Annotated in this window: 21 protein-coding genes; 13 read left to right on the forward strand and 8 right to left on the reverse strand. The window is 72.3% G+C overall.

Translation table 11 applies throughout. The features are described 5' to 3' along the window. Position 1: 1 nt before the first annotated feature. Together ACWDY5_RS00815 and ACWDY5_RS00820 are read right to left on the reverse strand one after the other, a co-directional pair. Entirely contained in the window at positions 2-487 is a 486-nt protein-coding gene (locus tag ACWDY5_RS00815; protein ID WP_449720280.1) for an FBP domain-containing protein, read from the reverse strand. A 39-nt stretch (positions 488-526) separates the two neighbouring features. Further along, positions 527-862 (reverse strand): winged helix-turn-helix transcriptional regulator, encoded by a 336-nt coding sequence (locus tag ACWDY5_RS00820; RefSeq protein WP_449720281.1) that lies wholly within the window; start codon positions 860-862, stop codon positions 527-529. A gap of 57 nt (positions 863-919) precedes the next feature. Here ACWDY5_RS00820 and ACWDY5_RS00825 point away from each other — a divergent pair, with 57 nt between their 5' ends. The 4 genes from ACWDY5_RS00825 to ACWDY5_RS00840 are packed head-to-tail and all read left to right on the forward strand — an operon-like array spanning position 920 to position 3,870. After that, positions 920-1,744, forward strand: a complete 825-nt coding sequence (locus tag ACWDY5_RS00825; protein ID WP_449720282.1) for an SDR family oxidoreductase — start codon at positions 920-922, stop codon at positions 1,742-1,744. Positions 1,745-1,790: 46 nt separating this feature from the next. Next, positions 1,791-2,966 (forward strand): hypothetical protein, encoded by a 1,176-nt coding sequence (locus ACWDY5_RS00830; protein ID WP_449720283.1) that lies wholly within the window; start codon positions 1,791-1,793, stop codon positions 2,964-2,966. Continuing rightward, positions 2,903-3,478, forward strand: a complete 576-nt coding sequence (locus tag ACWDY5_RS00835; RefSeq protein WP_449720284.1) for a hypothetical protein — start codon at positions 2,903-2,905, stop codon at positions 3,476-3,478. The genes ACWDY5_RS00830 and ACWDY5_RS00835 overlap by 64 nt, the downstream gene beginning before the upstream one ends. A gap of 29 nt (positions 3,479-3,507) precedes the next feature. Further along, a complete protein-coding gene (locus ACWDY5_RS00840; RefSeq protein WP_449720285.1) occupies positions 3,508-3,870 on the forward strand; it encodes a hypothetical protein in 363 nt (120 codons plus the stop codon). A 3-nt stretch (positions 3,871-3,873) separates the two neighbouring features. Here ACWDY5_RS00840 and ACWDY5_RS00845 read toward each other — a convergent pair whose 3' ends face one another. Together ACWDY5_RS00845 and ACWDY5_RS00850 are read right to left on the reverse strand one after the other, a co-directional pair. Continuing rightward, positions 3,874-4,581: an RraA family protein gene (locus tag ACWDY5_RS00845; RefSeq protein WP_449720286.1), complete on the reverse strand. Its 708-nt coding sequence runs from the start codon at positions 4,579-4,581 to the stop codon at positions 3,874-3,876. Continuing rightward, entirely contained in the window at positions 4,568-5,476 is a 909-nt protein-coding gene (locus ACWDY5_RS00850; protein ID WP_449720287.1) for a bifunctional helix-turn-helix transcriptional regulator/GNAT family N-acetyltransferase, read from the reverse strand. Before ACWDY5_RS00850 ends, ACWDY5_RS00845 begins: the two co-directional genes overlap by 14 nt. An 84-nt stretch (positions 5,477-5,560) precedes the next feature. Here ACWDY5_RS00850 and ACWDY5_RS00855 point away from each other — a divergent pair, with 84 nt between their 5' ends. After that, positions 5,561-6,538 (forward strand): TerC/Alx family metal homeostasis membrane protein, encoded by a 978-nt coding sequence (locus ACWDY5_RS00855; protein WP_449720288.1) that lies wholly within the window; start codon positions 5,561-5,563, stop codon positions 6,536-6,538. A gap of 20 nt (positions 6,539-6,558) precedes the next feature. Further along, complete coding sequence (locus ACWDY5_RS00860; RefSeq protein ID WP_449720289.1) at positions 6,559-7,191, forward strand: HAD-IA family hydrolase; 633 nt, start codon at positions 6,559-6,561, stop codon at positions 7,189-7,191. 69 nt (positions 7,192-7,260) lie between these two features. Here the strand turns inward: ACWDY5_RS00860 and ACWDY5_RS00865 are convergent, their stop codons facing one another. Continuing rightward, positions 7,261-7,443, reverse strand: coding sequence for an antitoxin (locus ACWDY5_RS00865; RefSeq protein ID WP_449720290.1), 183 nt, complete (start codon positions 7,441-7,443; stop codon positions 7,261-7,263). A gap of 177 nt (positions 7,444-7,620) precedes the next feature. Between ACWDY5_RS00865 and ACWDY5_RS00870 the strand changes: the two genes are divergently transcribed. From ACWDY5_RS00870 to ACWDY5_RS00890, 5 genes are read left to right on the forward strand one after another with little or no spacing between them, the layout of a single operon-like run. After that, entirely contained in the window at positions 7,621-7,989 is a 369-nt protein-coding gene (locus ACWDY5_RS00870) for a GntR family transcriptional regulator (RefSeq protein ID WP_283665661.1), read from the forward strand. Then, a complete protein-coding gene (locus ACWDY5_RS00875) occupies positions 7,986-8,867 on the forward strand; it encodes an ATP-binding cassette domain-containing protein (RefSeq protein ID WP_449720291.1) in 882 nt (293 codons plus the stop codon). Before ACWDY5_RS00870 ends, ACWDY5_RS00875 begins: the two co-directional genes overlap by 4 nt. Then, a complete protein-coding gene (locus ACWDY5_RS00880; RefSeq protein WP_449720292.1) occupies positions 8,864-9,571 on the forward strand; it encodes a hypothetical protein in 708 nt (235 codons plus the stop codon). Before ACWDY5_RS00875 ends, ACWDY5_RS00880 begins: the two co-directional genes overlap by 4 nt. A 28-nt stretch (positions 9,572-9,599) precedes the next feature. Next, entirely contained in the window at positions 9,600-10,352 is a 753-nt protein-coding gene (locus ACWDY5_RS00885; RefSeq protein WP_449720293.1) for an ABC transporter ATP-binding protein, read from the forward strand. Next, positions 10,349-11,110 carry an ABC transporter permease gene (locus ACWDY5_RS00890; RefSeq protein ID WP_449720294.1) on the forward strand — a complete coding sequence of 254 codons (762 nt, stop codon included), beginning with the start codon at positions 10,349-10,351 and terminating at the stop codon, positions 11,108-11,110. The genes ACWDY5_RS00885 and ACWDY5_RS00890 overlap by 4 nt, the downstream gene beginning before the upstream one ends. A 1-nt stretch (position 11,111) precedes the next feature. Here the strand turns inward: ACWDY5_RS00890 and ACWDY5_RS00895 are convergent, their stop codons facing one another. Then, positions 11,112-12,611 carry an MFS transporter gene (locus ACWDY5_RS00895; RefSeq protein ID WP_449720295.1) on the reverse strand — a complete coding sequence of 500 codons (1,500 nt, stop codon included), beginning with the start codon at positions 12,609-12,611 and terminating at the stop codon, positions 11,112-11,114. Between the two features lie 88 nt (positions 12,612-12,699). Here ACWDY5_RS00895 and ACWDY5_RS00900 point away from each other — a divergent pair, with 88 nt between their 5' ends. Then, positions 12,700-13,365 carry a TetR/AcrR family transcriptional regulator gene (locus ACWDY5_RS00900; protein WP_449720296.1) on the forward strand — a complete coding sequence of 222 codons (666 nt, stop codon included), beginning with the start codon at positions 12,700-12,702 and terminating at the stop codon, positions 13,363-13,365. Here ACWDY5_RS00900 and ACWDY5_RS00905 read toward each other — a convergent pair. Then, positions 13,359-14,483, reverse strand: a complete 1,125-nt coding sequence (locus tag ACWDY5_RS00905; RefSeq protein WP_449720297.1) for an ROK family protein — start codon at positions 14,481-14,483, stop codon at positions 13,359-13,361. The two genes, ACWDY5_RS00900 and ACWDY5_RS00905, sit on opposite strands and share 7 nt — an antisense overlap. Positions 14,484-14,526: 43 nt before the next feature. Here ACWDY5_RS00905 and ACWDY5_RS00910 point away from each other — a divergent pair, with 43 nt between their 5' ends. Next, positions 14,527-15,795, forward strand: coding sequence for a YbiU family protein (locus ACWDY5_RS00910; RefSeq protein WP_449720298.1), 1,269 nt, complete (start codon positions 14,527-14,529; stop codon positions 15,793-15,795). Positions 15,796-15,923: 128 nt separating this feature from the next. Here the strand turns inward: ACWDY5_RS00910 and ACWDY5_RS00915 are convergent, their stop codons facing one another. Continuing rightward, the gene (locus tag ACWDY5_RS00915) at positions 15,924-16,844 is read right to left on the reverse strand and encodes an NAD(P)/FAD-dependent oxidoreductase (RefSeq protein ID WP_449720299.1); all 921 of its coding nucleotides are present in this window, start codon (positions 16,842-16,844) and stop codon (positions 15,924-15,926) included. Between the last annotated feature and the right edge of the window lie 80 nt (positions 16,845-16,924).

Raw genomic sequence — 16,924 nt, forward strand, 5'->3', positions numbered from 1 at the left:
ACTACTCCGCGAGCACCTCGTCGGCGAACCGGTTCAAATTGGCCAGCATCCGCTCCGCGCGTTCCTCGGTGCTCAGCGACTCCTTCGGATTCGGCACCGAGGGCTTGCGCCGTCCGCGCACGTACAGCGAGCAGGCCAGGTCCGCGCACAGGTAGGTGCCGACGGTGTTGCCCAGCTTCCCGGCCGCCCCGGCCCGGCGCGCGGCGAACAGCGCCACATCGCCGGTGCCGTGCGTGGTGAGGCAGAACGCGCACATGGACTGCTTGATCCGGCCCGGCGTGGCCGCCAGCGCCAGCCCGACCACCTCGCCGGCGCGCGGGAAGACGACATAGCCGTTGTTGGTGGCCTTCGGATCCCGCCAGCCGAGGAAGTCCAGCTCGGTCCAGTCGATCTCGGTCAGCTTCCCGGGCAGCGCGAGCCGCTTGGCCTCGCCCTTGGAGCAGTTGGCGAAGGACGCCCGGATGGTGTTCTCAGCTAGCGGTTCCACCGCCCGATCATCAGCGCGCGGCCGGAGCCCGGCAACTCATTAACCCGCCAGCTCGCTGCCCCAGTCGTGCAGCGCGACCAGTACCGGCCACAGCGCCCTGCCCCGTTCGGTGAGCTCGTACTCCACCCTCGGCGGGATCTCCGGGTACAGCGTGCGGGTCAGCACGCCCTCGTACTCCAGCGCCCGCAACCGGTCGGTGAGCGTCTTGGCGCTCGGACTGCCCAGCGCGGTCCGCAGCTCGCCGAAGCGCAGCGGCCCGCACATCAGCTCGCGCACCAGCAACGTGGTCCACTTCCCGGTGAGCACCCCCAGCGCCCGCTCCACCGCCCCCGGCTGGGCCTGCCCGCAAACTCCCTGCTCAACCCCAGTTGCCATACCGAAACTATGCCACTTGCTGGGTACCGTTGGCCGCCCGCGCCTAGCGTCCCCGGCATGATCATCGCAGTGCACGGGGCCACCGGCCTCCAGGGCGCACCGGTCGTCCGCCAGCTCCTCGCCCAGGGCCACGAAGTCCGCGCCCTCGCCCGCAATCCGCACCGCGCGCCCGCCGGTGCGCACCCCACTCCCGTCGACCTGGCCGACCCCGGATCCCTCGCCGCCGCCTACCGCGGGGCCGACGCGGTGGTCGTGCAGTTCCCGGTCATCTTCAGCGAGGTGATCCTCGCCCAGGCTGACGCCATCCTGGAAGCCTTGTCCGGCAACAAGGTTGAGCATGTCATCTTCAACACCAGCGCCGGCATCCAGCGCACCGAGACCGGACATCCCTTCCTGGACGCCAGGTACCGCCTCATCCGCGACCTGCCCAAGCTCGCCCCCACGGTCTCCGTCCTCGGCCCCGCCGCCCTGTACAACGAGGTCCTCGCCGACCCGTGGACGTTGGCGGGCAACGAGATCCGGCATCCGCTGCCACCCGAGCTGGCCCTGCCGTGGGTGGCGGCCGAGGACGTGGCCACCGCGATCGGCGAACTGCTCACCGAACCCGTGCCCGCCCAGCTGATCGGCGGCCCGGAAGACCTCACCGGCTTCCAGGTCGAGCAGGTGCTCTCGGCAGTGCTGGGCCGCGAGCTGCGCTGGCGCACAACGGAGATCGAGGAGTTCCGGGAGCTGATGACCCCGCACCTGGGCGCGGAGGTGGCGGCTGGGGTGGCCGGGTCCTACACGGTGGTGACCGCCGACTCCATGGACCCGTCGCTGATCCGGCGCGGCACCACGACACTCCGCGACTGGGCCGGTCGGTGGCCCTGGACGGCCGTTTGACCCAATTTGGCTCCGCGCGGTGCTTGACCGGATACCCTCGGTCACCATGTCGGAGAACGAGGTTGTCGGTTTGGCCGGGCCGGTGGTCCAGGCCGGCATGGTGACCAGCTCGGTCGTGATCACCCAGGCCCCCGGCAACCTGCCGCCGCCGCCGGCCCCCATGGTCAACCGGACCGCGGAACTCGCCACCCTCTCGGAGCTGGCCGGTCCGCGGCCCCTGGTGATCGGCGGCGCGGTGGGCGTCGGCAAGACCAGCCTGGTCCTGCACTGGGCCGAGCGGCACGCGCACCGGTTCCCCGACGGCCGGTTCTACTTCCGCTCGGCCCGGCTGCCGCTGCGCCGGCTGCTCGTCCAGCTCGGGGTGGACCACGCGGCAGTGCCCGAGGGGCTGGACGCGCAACTGGCGGTGCTGCGGCGCACGACAGAGCGGCAGCGGATCCTGCTGGTGCTGGACGAGATCGAGGACCCGGCTCCGGTTCGCGAACTGCTGGACGGTGTGCCCGGCCTGACCACGCTGATCATCAGCCGGACCGAGCTGGATGCCGCGCTGGTGCTGCCGCCGACCGGCCTGCCCTTCGCGGTCGAGGAGGCATGGCAGGAGCTGACCGAGGCAGGCCGGGAGGCGCTGTACCTGATCGCCCACCTGCCCGGAACCGACCTCAGCGAGGAGACGTTCCGGGAACTCACTGGCGACCCGAGCACCGATCTCCGGATGGAGGAGCTGGTGCGGGCGCGGTTGCTGGAGCGGCACGGCCGACGGCTCCGGATCCCGTCGGCGGTCCGTCGCCACCTGCCGTCGCTGGACCAGCGGACTGAGGCCGACTACTACCTGCGCCACGCTCTCGCGGCCGACCAGGAACTGGCCCCGCACCGCCCATCACCGCGGCGCGAAAGCAGAAGAACCGCGCTTTTCACCAGCGCGGAAGCCGCACTCGCCTGGCTCGACGAGGAGCACCACAACCTGCTCGCCGCCCAGCACCGCTACCTCGCGCTCCATCTGCACACCGAGGCCTGGCGACTGGCCTGGGCGCTGGCGACCTACCACCGCCGCCGAGGCTTACTGGGCGAGCCGATGACGCAGTGGCTCGCCGCGCCGCCGACCTGGACCACCCGGTCGAACGCACGCCGGAAGCGGCGGCCCTGGAAGGCATCGCCGCCGTGCACGCCGAACTCGGCGACTACCCCGCCGCCAAGCTCAACTGGGACCGCGCCCAGGACCTGAGCCGCGGTCCGGCCACCGAGGTCACCGTCTACACCACCTCCGACAACGGGGAGCAGCTGTGCCAAGCGGTGGCCGAGCTGCTCCAGGTCGCCGGGTTCGAGTTCGCTGGGGCCGAGCCGCCGGTGCGCGGGTCCTGGTTCCAGCGGTTCCGGGTGCGCGGGGACAGCAAGGCCGTCGACAAGCTCGGTGAGCTGGCCGGGAAGCTGGAGCGGGCCGCGGAGCTGAAGTACATCGCCACCCCGCGCTCCGAGAACGACGAGCGGGAGGCCGGCGCGATAGCCAAGCTGGCCGAGGCGATGAAGGAGGTGGACGAGGTGGTGATCCGGACGTCCTCCGTGCTGTTCGTCAAGACCGGCGGCTGTGTCATGTCCATCGTGCTCAGCGAGGACCAGATCCGCTGCCTCGACCGCAACCCCCAGCTGATGCGCGCCCCGGGTCAGGTGCTGGACGCGCTCGCCGAGCTGGTGCGCGCCGAGCCGGTGCCGCTGGCGGTGGAGGGACAGACCGGGTAGGGGCGGCCCGGATGGGGTAGACCGGTGGTATGCCGAGACGAATCCTGCCGGTTGTGGGGCTGGCGGTGCTGCTCGCGGGCTGTGGCGGCAACCCGACCGCACCCGGTGGCAGCACCCCAGCGCCCACCAGCAACCCGGCCTCCGCGACCAGCGCGCCGCCGCCGACCTCCGAGCCGGGGGAGCTGACATTGCACGGCAAAGTCAGCGCGGGGGTGGAGGCGAACTGCCTGGTCATGGAGTCCGGCGGCAAGCAGTACCTGCTGGTCGGCGGGGACCCCTCGGTGGTCAAGCCCGGCGCGGAGGTCGAGGTGCGCGGGGTGGTCAAGCCGGACCTGGTCTCCACCTGCCAGCAGGGCGAGCCGCTGGAGATCAGCTCCGCGAAGGCGCGCTGAGCCTCACTCCTCGATCGCGCCACCCACCGCGCGCAGGTGCTCGCGGAAGGTCAGCGCCGGGTTGTCCCGCCGCGCCGCCAGGTAGCCGTCGAAGCCGACCTGGGCGCGCAGCGACACCCCGGCGCGGATCCGCTCGGCCTGCTGCCGCTCGGTGTCCCGGATGCCCTCGGCCAGCGCCAGCAGTTCCCCGGCCCGCTCGGCCGGCGCGAACAGCACCCCGTCCTCGTCGCCGAAGACCAGGTCCGCGGTGGTCACGGTGCACTCTCCGACCCTGGCGGCGGTCAGCGCGTCGGCCGGGCGCGGGTCCAGGCGCAGCGGGCCGGTGGCCAGGCTGCCCTGGCTGAACAGCGGCAGGCCGATCGCGCGCAGGTCCGCGGTGTCCCGGTGCAGGCCCCAGATCACCACGCCCTGGACTCCGGCCAGCTGTGCCTCCAGTGCGGCCAGGTCGCCGACGCAGGCCTCGTCGGTGCGGCCGCCGTTGTCCACCACCAGCACGTCACCGGGCTCGGCCCGTTCGTAGGCCTCCAGGAAGATGTCCACGCTGCCCACGTGCCGGGCGGGCAGCGCGCGGCCGGCCACCCGTGCGCCGGGGAACAGCGGGAGCATCGGCGCGGGGGCGCAGCGCACCGGGACCCCGGCCCGCACGCAGGCGTCGGCCAGGTGCGCGGTGGTCAGTGTGGCGAATCGGCGAACCAGCTCATGAGTGTCCATGGTTTCCTTTTCCAGCAAGGGTTTTCTCGAACCAGTGGTGGGCGTAGGGCTCCTCGTTGAACGCCGGGACCTCGCGGTAACCGGCCGCCCGGTACAGCCCGATCGCCTCGGTCAGCGCCCGGTTGGTCTCCAGCCGCACCGCCCGCGCCCCGTGCGCGAGGGCCCTGGCCTCCAGCTCTGCCAGCAGCCGCCGCCCCAGGCCGAGACCGCGGACCGACGGGGAGACCCACATGCGTTTGATCTCCGCGTACTCCGGCGGGTGCGGCTTCAGCGCGCCGCAGCCCACCGGCTCCCCGTGCAGCGTGGCCACCAGCAGCAGCCCGTGCGGCGGGGTCAGCTCCGCGTCCTCGGCCGGGATGCTGCGTGCCGGGTCGAACCCGCCGTCGAACCGCCAGGCCAGCTCCGCGAAGTAGGCGGCAAGGCAGTGCCGTGCGGCGGGCTGCCACGGGTCCACCACCGCCACCTCGACCATCGAGGCCGCCAGCAACCGCTCCACCTCGGCCATCGCCGAGATCAGCCGGTCCCGCTGGGCACCGTTGAGCGGTGTCAGCATCGAGGCAGCCAGCTCATCGGACAACCGGTCCAGCTCGGCCCGCTCGGCCAGCCCGGCTGCGGTCAGCCTGGCCACCCGGACCCGCCCGTCCGCCCCGTCCGGCCCGACCTCGACCAGGCCTTCGGCGGTCAGCGCGCGCAGCATCCGGCTCAGGTACCCGGAGTCCAGGTCCAGCCGCGCCCGCAGCTGCCGCACCTCGCGGCCGTCCGCGCCGATCTCCCACAGCACCCGGCACTGCCCGAGCGGCCGGTCCCTGGACAGGTAGGCCTCGTCCAGCGCGCCGAGCCGCTGGGTGACGGTCCGGTTGAACCGCCGCACCCCCTCGATCAGCCCACGTTCCATTCTCTGACCTTAGTCAGCAAATCAAGCCCGTGGTGAGCTGTGTTGTGGATAAGATCGAGACCGACGCGGCGGGGGAGGATCAGCATGGTGTTGCCCGTGCCCGGCTGGCTGTGGGCCGCCACCATCGCCGCCCTGCTCCTGCTGCTGGCGGTGGACCTGTTCCTGGCCGTGCGCCGCCCGCACGCGGTCGGGGTGCGTGAGGCGACCGCGTGGCTGGTCTTCTACTTCGGGCTGGCGGTGGTGTTCGCGGCCGGGGTGTGGGTCTTCGGCGGGGCCGGGCCAGGGGTCGACTTCGTGACCGGCTACCTGACCGAGTACTCGCTCAGCGTGGACAACCTGTTCGTGTTCGTGGTGATCCTGTCGGCATTCGCGGTGCCCGCGGTGCACCAGCAGCGGGTGCTGCTGTTCGGCATCGTGATCGCGCTGGTGCTGCGGGCCGCGCTGATCTTCCTCGGCGGCGCGGCGATCAACCAGTTCAGCTGGGTGTTCTGGATCTTCGGCGGGTTCCTGGTGTTCACCGCGGTGCAGCTGGCCCGGCAGCGGGAGCAGAGCCACGAGTACCAGGAGGGCGCGCTGGTCCGGTTGCTGCGCAAGCGGTTCCGGGTCACCGAGGACTACGTGGGCGGCCGGTCGCTGGTGCGCATCGACGGGGAGCTGTGGCTGACCCCGATGTTCGTGGTGATGGTCGCGGTCGGCTCGGCCGACCTGCTCTTCGCGGTGGACTCCATCCCGGCCATCTACGGCATCACCCAGGACACCTACCTGGTCTTCGCCGCCAACGCCTTCGCCCTGCTCGGCCTGCGCCAGCTGTACTTCCTGATCGGCCACCTGCTGGACCGGCTGATCTACCTCTCCTACGGCCTCGCGGTCATCCTCGGCTTCATCGGTGTGAAGCTGATCTTCCACGCGCTGAAGAAGAACGAGCTGCCGTTCCTCAACGGCGGCGAACCGGTCGGCTGGGTGCCCGAGATCAGCAACTGGCTGTCGCTGGGCGTGGTGGCCGGAGTGCTGGTGGTGACCGCGGTGGTGAGCCTGGTCGCGACCCGGCGGCGGGCGGCCTGAGCGCGGGTAGCGTGCGGATCATGACCTCGCGCCACATCCCCTGCCAGGCCGTGCTCTTCGACTGCGACGGCGTGCTCGTCGACTCCACCGGCCCCGCCGAGGACGCCTGGCGGCAGTGGGCCATCGAGCACGGCCTCGACCCCGAGGTGGTACTGGACGGCATGCACGGCGTGCGCTCCCAGGACACCGTGGCCAAGTACCTGCCTGAGGATCAGCGGGCAGCGGGCAACGCGCGGATCGAGGAGATCGAGGTCAACGGTGCCGAGGGCACGGTGCCGATCGCCGGCATCCCGGCCCTGCTGGCGAGCCTGCCGGCGAACTGGGCGGTGGTCACCTCGGCCACCCTGCCGCTGCTGCGCGCCCGGCTGGCCGCGGCCGGGCTGCCGCTGCCCTCGGTGGTGGTGACCGCCGAGCTGGTCGGCGCGGGCAAGCCGGACCCGGAGGGCTACCTGCTCGCCGCTGAGCGGCTGGGCGTGCCGATTGGGGAGTGCGTGGTGGTGGAGGACAGCGCCGCGGGCATCCGGGCCGGGCTGGCCGCCGGCGCCGGGCACGTGCTCGGCGTGGGCAAAGAGGAGCACCTGGACCTGGCGCACAGCGCGGTCCCCGACCTGACCGGCGTGACCTGGGACGGCACCGGCCTGCGGGTCGGCTGACCCCCTGACGCGCGCCGGCGCCGACCCGCGGTAGTCGCGGATCGGCGCCGTGGCGCGCGCGAAGCCAGGTCAGCCGCGCTGCTCCTGGTTGCGGTCGAGGAACTCGCCCGCCTTCTCCTGGGCCTTGTCCACCTTGTCCGAGTGCTTGCCGCCGGTGCGCTCGTCGAGCATGTCGCCGGCCTTCTGCACGCCGTCCTTGGCCTTGTCGGAGTGCTGGCCGAGCATGTCCTTGGCCTTGTCCATGAAGCTCATGGCGATGTGCCTTCCTGATCGGTCGGTACCACCCGTCCTGCGTTCCCGTTCGGCCGGGAAAACCACCTCTCCTACCGCATCAGCGGTCACTCTTTTGGGGACTAGACCCCGGCGCTTGCCCGAACGCGCGTCCTATGGTTCATTAGTGGAGTAACGAACCACAGGACCGGAGTCCGGATGTTCAACGACGGCAGTCCGATCTACCGGCAGATCGCCGAGCGGATCGAGGCGGACGTGCTCAGCGGGGTGCTGGCCGCGGACGAGCAGGTCATGTCGACCAACCAGTACGCGGCCTTCTACCGGATCAACCCGGCGACGGCGGCCAAGGCGTTCCAGCAGCTGGTCGAACGGGGTGTGCTCTACAAGAAGCGAGGTCTGGGGATGTTCGTCAGTCCGGATGCCCGCGAGCTGTTGCGGGCCCGGCGGGGGGAGCGCTTCTTCGCCGACGTGGTGGACCCGATGGTCGCGCAGGCCAAGGCGATCGGGATCCCGGCCGAGCAGATCGTGCGGCGGATCCGGGAGCTGACCGAGGAGGAGGGGGCATGACGCTCACGGTGGAGGTGCAGGGGCTCGGCTTGCGCTACGGCGCGACCACCGCGTTGCGGGACATCGGGTTCCGGCTGACCGGGCCGGGCATCTGCGGGGTGCTGGGCCGCAACGGCTCCGGCAAGACCAGCCTGCTCTCCGTGCTGGCCGCGTTCCGGCGGCCCAGCGAGGGGACCGTGCTGCTGGACGGGGAGCCGGTGTTCGAGAACCCGCGCAACACCAGGCGGATCTGCCTGATCCGCGAGGCCGGGGACACCGTGGAGAGCGATGACCGGGTGGGCGGTGCGCTGGACCTGGCCGCGGAGCTGCGCCAGGACTGGGACCAGGAGTACGCGGAGGAGTTGCTGGCCAAGTTCAGCATCGGGCTGAAGCAGCGGCTGAGTGAGCTGTCCAGGGGACGGCGGTCGGCGCTGGGCGTGGTGCTGGGACTGGCCAGCCGGGCGCCGCTGACCATCTTCGACGAGACCTACCTCGGCATGGACGCGCCCGCGCGGATGACCTTCTACGACGAGCTGCTCGCCGACCACATCGCGCACCCGCGCACCTTCCTGCTGGCCAGCCACCTCATCGACGAGGTCGCGCCGCTGCTGGAACGGGTGCTGCTGCTGGACAACGGCAGGCTGGCCGCCTTCGAGGAGGCCGAGGACCTGCGGGCGCGCGGGGTGTCGGTGACCGGAGACGAGGACGCGGTGGCCCAGGTCGTGGTCGGGCTTGAGGTCATCGGCGAACGGCGGCTGGGCCGGACCTTGCAGGCCGTGGTGTACGGGGAGCTGGACGCCGACCGGCGGGCCGCGGCCGCGGTGGCCGGGGTCGAGGTGGGGCCGTTGTCCTTGCAGGAGCTCATCATCCACCTCACCGGAGCGGAGGAGCGGGCATGAGCGGGTATCGGCTGACCCGGTTCCCCCTGCCGGGGATCTTCGCCTTCGTGGCGCTGCTGTGGCTGGCCTTCGCGGTGGTGATCGGCCTGGTGCTGACCGCGATCGCGGTCTTCGGCACGGTCACCGAGAGCGTGTGGGACAACGCGGTGCAGGTGACCATGTGGTTCGCCTTCGGCTTCACCGCGTGGATGACCTACAAGTACCTGCCGGTGTACGTGGCGCACGGGATCACCCGGCGCGAGTACGCGGCGCGGGTGCTCGGCTTCGTCGGGGTGCTGGCGGTGCTGATGGCGGTGCTGACCGCGATCGGCTACCTGGCCGAGGCCGGGGTGTACGCGCTGGCCGACTGGCCGCATTCGCTTGCCGCGGAACGGCACTTCCGCTCCGCCACCGAGGTGCCGCTGGTGCTGCTGGTCCAGCTGCTCAACTTCGGCGCGGTCAGCGCGATCGGCGCCCTGCTCGCCGCCGCCACGTACCGCAACCACCTGCTCGGGGTGCTGTTGCTGCCGGTGGCCGCGGTGGCGGTCGGCGCGGCCAACGTGCTCACCGGAACTGGGGCCGGGGTGTTCCTCGGCAAGTTCGTCCAGCTCGGCCCTGGGTCGCTGGCGGTGGGCGCGCCGGTGTGCCTGGCGCTGATCGCGCTGGTGCTGGCCGGGACCTGGTTGCTGCTGCGCGGTGCCGACATCAGACCAGTGACCACTTAGGACTATCCACAGAGGAGATTGGGGGAGTATGGCCGTCATCGAGGTGGAGAACCTGCACAAGCGGTACCGGGACACGGTCGCGGTGCGGGACATCGGGTTCCGGATCGAGGAGGGGGAGATCTTCGGCATCGCCGGACTGAACGGCGCCGGCAAGACCACCACCGTGGAATGCGTGGAAGGCTTGCGCCGCCCGGACGGCGGGCGGGTGCGGGTGCTCGGACTGGACCCGTGGCGGGACCGGGCCCGGCTGCGGCAGGTGGTCGGCTCCCAGCTACAGGACAGCATGCTGCCGGAGAAGATCCGGGTCGGCGAGGCGCTGCGGCTGTTCCGCGCCTTCTACGCCGAGGGCGCCGATCCGGACGAGCTGCTGGCCGAGCTGGGCCTGGAAGCCAAGCGGGACACCGCCTTCGAGGCGCTCTCCGGCGGGCAGCGGCAGCGGCTGTCCATCGCGCTGGCGCTGATCGGCGCGCCGCGGATCGTGGTGCTCGACGAGCTGACCACCGGCCTGGACCCGGCGGCCCGGCGGCGCGCCTGGGCGCTGATCGAGAAGATCCGCGGCACCGGGGTGACCGTCGTGCTGGTCACCCACTTCATGGACGAGGCCGACCGGCTGTGCGACCGGCTGGCCATCTTCCACCGGGGCCGGGTCGCGGCCCTGGACACCCCGGCCAGCCTGCGCGCCGAACTCGCCCGCAGCCGAGGCGTGCCGGACGTGCCCCTGGAAGAGGTCTTCCTGGACCGCACCGGCGAGCTCCCCGAGGCAGTGGAGGCAGAGGCATGACCACCCTGACCGCGTTACCCCGCACCACCGGCTGGCGCGCCCTGGTCCTCAGCGAGGCCCGGCTGCTCTGGCGCGATCCGGGCGGCCTGGTCCTGCCGGTCGCCCTGCCGTTGCTGATCATGGTGATGAACGGCATGGGCGCCAAGGCCCTCACCCCGCCGGGCGCGATCCGCGCCTTCGACACCCTGGCCACCCCGGTGGCGCTGGGCATGATCGTGGCCACCACCGGGCTGGTGAACGTGCCCGCGGTGCTGGTGGCCTACCGCACCACCGGGGTGCTGCGCCGGATGTCGGCCACCCCGGTCAGCCCGGTGGTGCTGCTCGGCGCCCAGGTCCTGGTCAACCTGGCCCTGTCCGCCTTCGGCATCACCCTGGCGCTGACCGTGGCCGCGCTGGCCTTCGACCTGCGCGCCCCGGCCGCGCCGCTGGCCGCCGGGATGGCTTTGCTGCTGGGGGTTTTCGCCAACTACGCGCTCGGCGTGCTGCTGGCCGCGGTGGTGCCGTCGGCGAACGCGGTGGTCGGCATCGGACTGGTGGCCTTCTTCGCCACCTTCGCCGCCGGTGGTGGGTTCCTGCCCGCGGAACGGCTGCCGGGGTGGCTGGCCGCGATCGGCGAGTTCACCCCCTTCGGCGCGATGCTGCGGGCGATGCGGGACGCCTGGTCGGGGGCCGGGTTCTCGGTCTTCCACCTGGTGGTGCTGGCCGCGCTGGGGGTGCTGCTGACCGCGCTGTCGGTCCGGCTGTTCCGCTGGAGCTGAGTCACGAGTGCGCCTCCGTCATCGGGCGCACCGAACGCAGCACCACCAGCACGAACCCGGCCAGCACCAGGCATCCGGCCACGCCGATCCAGGCCACCCAGTGCAGCCCGCTGACGAAGGACTCCTTGGCCGTGGCCAGCAGCGCGGCGCCGAGCGCACCGCCCAGCTCGCCGCTGAGCCGCACAGCCGCGGCCAGGGTGTCCCCGGCGATGGCCAGCTGCTCGCCGGTCAGCCCGGCCGGCGGCGAGCCGAAGAGTCCGGCCCGGTAGATCACCGCGCCCAGGCTGCCCAGCAGGGCGATACCGGCCGCGCCGCCGAACTCGTTGGCGGTCTCGGACAGGGCGGCCGCCGCGCCCGCCCGCTCAGGCGGGGCGGTGGCCAGCACCAGGTTGGTGGCGATGGCCGCGACCGCGCCGATGCCCGCGCCCATCACCACCTGGGAAGCCAGCACCCACAGCACCCCGCGCTCCGCGCTGACCTGGGCGAAGAGCAGGAAGCCCACGGAGCCGACGGTCAGTCCGGCGGCGACCAGGTAGGCCGGGCGGACGGTGCCCGCGATCGCGGTGGCCAGGCTGACCCCGGCCAGCATCCCAGCCATGCCGGGCAGCGACCACAGCGCGGATTCGAACGGGCTGTAGCCCAGGATCAGTTGCAGGTACTGGGAGACGAACAGGCCGATACCGCCGAGCACCAGGTAGGTGATGGTGCAGGCGACGATCGAACCGCTGAACCTGGCGTGCCGGAACAGCCGCACGTCGATCATCGGGTCAGTGGCGCGCAGCTGCCGCCGCACGAACAGCCAGCCGACCGCCAGCCCGGCCACGATCGCCCCGACGTGCGCCCACGCCAGGCCGTCTACGGCGATCTTCTTGATGCCGTAGATCACCGGCAGGATGGCCGCCAGCGACAGCAGCGCGCCGAACAGGTCGAACCGGCCGGCCTCCGGGTTGCGCGCCTCCGGCAGCAGCACCGGGCCGAGCACCAGCAGCACCAGCATCACCGGCACGTTGAGCAGGAACACCGAGCCCCACCAGAAGTGCTCCAGCATCAGCCCGCCGATCACCGGGCCGACCATGGTGCCGCCGGCGAAGCCCATGGTCCACACGCTGACCGCGATCTGGCGTTCCCTGGCGTCGGTGAACATGGTGCGGATCAGCGAGAGCGTGGACGGCGCCAGCGTCGCCCCGGCCACGCCGAGCAGCGCCCGCGCGGCGATCAGCAGCTCGGTGCTCGGCGCGTAGGCGGCCAGCACCGAGGCCGCGCCGAAGAGCGCGGCGCCGGCCAGCAGCACCCGCCGCCTGCCGAAGCGGTCGCCGAGGGTGCCCATGGTGATCAGCAGTCCGGCCAGCACGAAGCCGTAGAGGTCCAGGATCCACAGGAGCTGGCCGCTGCTCGGGCGGAGCTCGGCGCTGAGCGCGGGCACCGCGTAGAAGAGCACCGACAGGTCCATGGACACCAGGATCGTGGGCAGGGCCAGTACCGCGAGGCCAAGCCAGCGCATGGGAGCTCCCCCAGGTTTACGTCGTAAACATCGTGGACGCTTACAACGTATACTTCGAACCGCGACTGAGGCAACCGAGTGGAGGAGCATGCGCGAGACGGCGACCCGGCGACCCGGCCTGAGTCAGGAGCTGATCGTGTCCACCGCGATCGAGCTGGCCGATGAGGGCGGCCTGGACGCGGTGACCATGCGCGGGGTCGGCCAGCGCCTCGGCGCCTCCGGCATGGCGCTGTACCGGCACGTGGCCAACCGGGAGAAGCTGGTCGAGCTGATGATCGACCGGGTGGCGGGGGAGTACGCCTACCCGGAGCCGCGACCGGGGCACTGGCGGGAGTCGCTGGCCGCGGTGGCCCGGCAGGACTGGCGGTCCTTCTTCGCGCACCCGTGGATGCTGGCCGCGACGGCCACCGCCCGGCCGCCGCTGGGCCCCAACCTGATGGCCAACATGGAGTGGGCGCTGGCCAGCTTCGACGGCCTCGGCCTGTCCGCGCGGGAGCGGCTGTACCTGCTCGGCGTGGTCACCAGCCACGGTCACGGGCTGGCCATGGTGTGGCTGGGCGGGGACGCGGTGCCCGACACCAAGGCCACCACCGGCTGGTGGCGGGAGCGGGTCAGCGCGGCCGAGGGCTGTCCCCGGCTGCTCGCGATCACCGAGGAGCTGGGCGAGGAGGTCTACGTGCAGGAGGAGTTCGAGTTCGGGCTGGAACGCCTGCTCGACGGCCTCGCGCTGTACCTGGACCGCCGGGGTCAGTGAGCCGGGCGCACCGCCGCTGACCTGGCGTGTTCCAGTGCCAGTCGCAAGGCCCCGTGCGCGGGAGCGGCCGTGCCGAGCGTGCCGTGGCTGAGCCGGACCGGCGCGGGGGAGCGCTGGGCCACCGCCGCGCGCACCGGTTCGAGCAGCGCGGGATGGGTGCCCACCGGGCCGCCCAGCAGCACCAGGCCCGGATCGACCACCGCGGTCACCGAGGCCACCGCGCGGGCGATCGCGGCGCTAAGTGTGCCGATCGCCTTGCGCCGGGCCGCGTTGTCCTTGCCGGACAACAACTCCAGCACCGCGTCCACGTCACCGCGGCCGAACCCGGCGTCCGCGAGTTCGGCGGCCAGGGTGCCCTCGCCCACGCCCGGCAGGTAGCCGATCTCCCCGGCCAGCCCGTGCGCGCCGCGGATCAGCGTGTCTCCCAAGCACAATCCGACGCCCAGGCCCGCGCCGACGTAGACGTAGGCGAAGCTCTCCGCGCCGACCGCGCCGCCACCGCGGTGTTCGGCCAGCGCGGCCAGGTTCACGTCGTTGTCCACCAGCACCGGCGCGCCGGTCACCTCGGCCAGCACCTCCGCGGGGCTGACCAGGCCCTCCGGGAACGGCGAACCGGGCAGCGCGACCACCGCGCGCGAGGCGGGCGCGACCGGGTTGGCCACCGAAACCCCCACCGCCCGCAGCGGCCCACGCCGTTGCGCCGCCTGCGCCTCCTGGACCACCTCGCGCAGTGCGGCGGCCAAAGCCTTGCTGTCACCCGGTTTCCCCGGCGGCCGCAGGTGCTCCCGCCGGACTTCGCCGGCCAGATCCGCTGACTGGGCCCGGACTCCGGACTGGTCCAGCACCACCGCGAGCACCCAGCCCGCGGCCACGCCCAGCTCGTAGAAGGTGCCGACCCGGCCGCGCCGCCCGGTCTCGGCCAGCCCGGTGGCATCCAGCAAGCCGGAGTCGACGAGGCGGCGCACCGACTCCGACACCGTCGGCTTGGAGATCCCGGTGACCGCGGCCAGCTCCGCCCTGGTCACCCGGCCGCGGCTGATCACCTCGGCGAGCAGTCGCGCGTCGGTGCCCGTGCGGAGCACCGACTGCGGGAGAGCTCTTGCGCTGTCTCGGGTCACCGGCCTAGCCTGCCACCAGCATCTAGTTAGGTGAGGTTACCAAATGGGATCAAGTATCGCACCCGCTGACTTCCCGGCCGCCATCCGCGCGGCCAAGACCGAGCTGCGCGCCCGCATCGGCGACGTCCGCGGCGCATTCGCCCAGGTCGAAGCCCGGATGCGGGAGGAGGTCGCGGCCGTGGTCGCTCAGCGCGAACGCGGCGAGCAGGTCTGGCCGGTGCTGGAGCTCGCCGAGCTGGACCGGGTCACCGAAGCCCAGCGCGCGGCGATCCGCCGCCGCGGCTGCGCGGTCATCCGCGGCACCTTCCCGCGCGAGCGCGCCGAGTCCTGGGACGCCGAGCTGGTGGACTACCTGGCGCGCAACGACTTCGAGGGCAGCTACCGCTATCTGGACGACGGCGTCTTCGGCGGCCTGGCCGCGGGCAAGCCGTCGATCTTCCCGATCTACTGGTCCGGCCCACAGCTGGCGGCGCGCTCGGACCCGGACCTGGCCGCGGTGCGCACCTTCCTCAACGGCTTCTGGCGACACGAGTCCGAGGGCCGGGTCTGGTTCGACCCGGCCCGCGACACCGCCTACCCCGACCGGGTCCGCCGCCGCGCGCCCGGCGCGAGCTCCGCGGGCCTGTCCCCGCACACCGACTCCGGCTCGGTGGAACGCTGGCTGCTGCCGGCCTACCAGCAGGTGTTCCGGCATGTCTTCAGCGCCGACCCGCTGCGCTACGACCCGTGGGACGGCGCCTACCGGACCGAGGTGCACGAGTACCCCTCCACCGTGATGTGCTCGGCCTTCCGCACCTTCCAGGGCTGGACCGCGCTCTCCGACATGGCCCCGGCCGAAGGCGTGCTGCACGTGGTGCCGATCCCGTCGGCCATGGCCTATCTGCTGCTGCGCGCCCTGCAGGAGGACGTGGCCGAGGACGACCTGTGCGGCGCGGCCAACGGCCAGGCCCTGCCGATCAGCGAACGCTGGCACAGCCTGCTGCTGCCCGCGCTGACCCCGATCCCGGCGGTCGAGCCGGGCGACACGGTGTGGTGGCACGGCGACCTGATCCACTCCGTCGGCCCGGTGACCGGCCAGCGGGGCTGGGCCAACGTCATGTACATCCCGGCCAGCCCGCACTGCCCGAAGAACGCCGAGTACGCCGCCCGCTGCGGCCAGGCCTTCCTGACCGGGGCCAGCCCCGCCGACTTCGCCGCGGAGGACTACGAGACCACCTGGACCGGCCGACCGGGACTGGCCGAGCTGAACCCGTTGGGGCGCAGGCAACTCGGCCTGGACCAGGGTGTGTCCGCCGGGTCACGCCCGCGATAGCCGCGCCGGTTTGGCCGCTGGCGGCGCGGCCGGAACACCCGGATACGCCCGGTATGAGGGCGTCCCGGCCGCGCCGCCAGTGGCCAAACCGATCACGACTCTCGCAGACGTGACCCGGCGGACACACCCTAGCCGCGCAGCACGGCCAGCTCTCGCTCGATGTCCTCGGCCAGCAGGTGGTGGTTGATCGCGATCGCGGTCACCGACCCGGCCGCGGCGGCCTGGATCGCCTGCGCGCTCTCGCTCACCACGTTCCCGGCCGCCCACACCCCTGGCACGCTGGTCCGGCCCGCGCCGTCCACGCTGACCCAGCCGTTGTCGCCGACCCGGCAGCCCAGCTTGGTGAGCAGCTCGTCCCGTGGCAGGAACCGCGGTCCGACGAACACCGCGCGGCGCGGCTCCACCCGGCCGTCGGCAAGTTCCACCGCGCTGAGCCGGTCCTCCTCGGTCCGCACCCTGGCGACCTCGCCCTCGACGACCCGGATTCCCCTGGCGGACAGGCGTTCCCGCTCCGGCTCGGTCAGGGTGATCCGGTGCGGGAAGAAGACCACGTCGGCCGAGAACTGCCGGAGCAGCACGGCCTGGTGCAGGGTGAACGGCCGGTTGTCCCCGCCCAGCACGGCGATCGGGGAGTCCCTCACCTCGTGACCGTGGCAGTACGGGCAGTGCAGCACATCCCGGCCCCAGCGCTCGCGCAGGCCGCCGATCTCCGGCAGCTCATCGCGCAACCCGGTGGCCACCACCACGTTCCGGCTGGTCAAGTCCTCTGTGGACAGTCGAACGAGGAACCCGCCCTCGACAGGCTCGATCGCCTGCACCCGCTCGGCGCGCAGTTCGCCGCCGTACCTGGTCACCTCGGCCCGGCCGGTGGCGAGCAGTTCGGCGGGCGGGGTGCCGTCCTGGCCCAGAAAGCCGTGCAGGTGCGCCGAGGGCGCGTTGCGCGGCTCGCCCGCGTCCAGCACCAGCACCCGGCGGCGGGCCCTGGCCAGCATCATCGCCGCGGTCAGCCCCGCCGTGCCGCCGCCGACCACCACTACGTCGAAGTCCATGACAAAGCTCCCCCACAGCGGCGCGCGCCACTGTCAGCTGTGTGTGAACTGCTCCCTCGGCCGGTCGAACGCCAGGCCCG

The organism is Crossiella sp. NPDC003009 (assembly GCF_053591555.1).

Bases quoted from the DNA above. Each gene is read 5' to 3' on its own strand.
- ACWDY5_RS00820 (WP_449720281.1), bottom strand. From the start codon at position 862: ATGGCAACTGGGGTTGAGCAGGGAGTTTGCGGGCAGGCCCAGCCGGGG.
- ACWDY5_RS00825 (WP_449720282.1), top strand. From the start codon at position 920: ATGATCATCGCAGTGCACGGGGCCACCGGCCTCCAGGGCGCACCGGTC.
- ACWDY5_RS00830 (WP_449720283.1), top strand. From the start codon at position 1,791: ATGTCGGAGAACGAGGTTGTCGGTTTGGCCGGGCCGGTGGTCCAGGCC.
- ACWDY5_RS00840 (WP_449720285.1), top strand. From the start codon at position 3,508: ATGCCGAGACGAATCCTGCCGGTTGTGGGGCTGGCGGTGCTGCTCGCG.
- ACWDY5_RS00845 (WP_449720286.1), bottom strand. From the start codon at position 4,581: ATGGACACTCATGAGCTGGTTCGCCGATTCGCCACACTGACCACCGCG.
- ACWDY5_RS00850 (WP_449720287.1), bottom strand. From the start codon at position 5,476: ATGGAACGTGGGCTGATCGAGGGGGTGCGGCGGTTCAACCGGACCGTC.
- ACWDY5_RS00855 (WP_449720288.1), top strand. From the start codon at position 5,561: ATGGTGTTGCCCGTGCCCGGCTGGCTGTGGGCCGCCACCATCGCCGCC.
- ACWDY5_RS00860 (WP_449720289.1), top strand. From the start codon at position 6,559: ATGACCTCGCGCCACATCCCCTGCCAGGCCGTGCTCTTCGACTGCGAC.
- ACWDY5_RS00865 (WP_449720290.1), bottom strand. From the start codon at position 7,443: ATGAGCTTCATGGACAAGGCCAAGGACATGCTCGGCCAGCACTCCGAC.
- ACWDY5_RS00870 (WP_283665661.1), top strand. From the start codon at position 7,621: ATGTTCAACGACGGCAGTCCGATCTACCGGCAGATCGCCGAGCGGATC.
- ACWDY5_RS00875 (WP_449720291.1), top strand. From the start codon at position 7,986: ATGACGCTCACGGTGGAGGTGCAGGGGCTCGGCTTGCGCTACGGCGCG.
- ACWDY5_RS00880 (WP_449720292.1), top strand. From the start codon at position 8,864: ATGAGCGGGTATCGGCTGACCCGGTTCCCCCTGCCGGGGATCTTCGCC.
- ACWDY5_RS00885 (WP_449720293.1), top strand. From the start codon at position 9,600: ATGGCCGTCATCGAGGTGGAGAACCTGCACAAGCGGTACCGGGACACG.
- ACWDY5_RS00890 (WP_449720294.1), top strand. From the start codon at position 10,349: ATGACCACCCTGACCGCGTTACCCCGCACCACCGGCTGGCGCGCCCTG.
- ACWDY5_RS00895 (WP_449720295.1), bottom strand. From the start codon at position 12,611: ATGCGCTGGCTTGGCCTCGCGGTACTGGCCCTGCCCACGATCCTGGTG.
- ACWDY5_RS00900 (WP_449720296.1), top strand. From the start codon at position 12,700: ATGCGCGAGACGGCGACCCGGCGACCCGGCCTGAGTCAGGAGCTGATC.
- ACWDY5_RS00910 (WP_449720298.1), top strand. From the start codon at position 14,527: ATGGGATCAAGTATCGCACCCGCTGACTTCCCGGCCGCCATCCGCGCG.
- ACWDY5_RS00915 (WP_449720299.1), bottom strand. From the start codon at position 16,844: ATGGACTTCGACGTAGTGGTGGTCGGCGGCGGCACGGCGGGGCTGACC.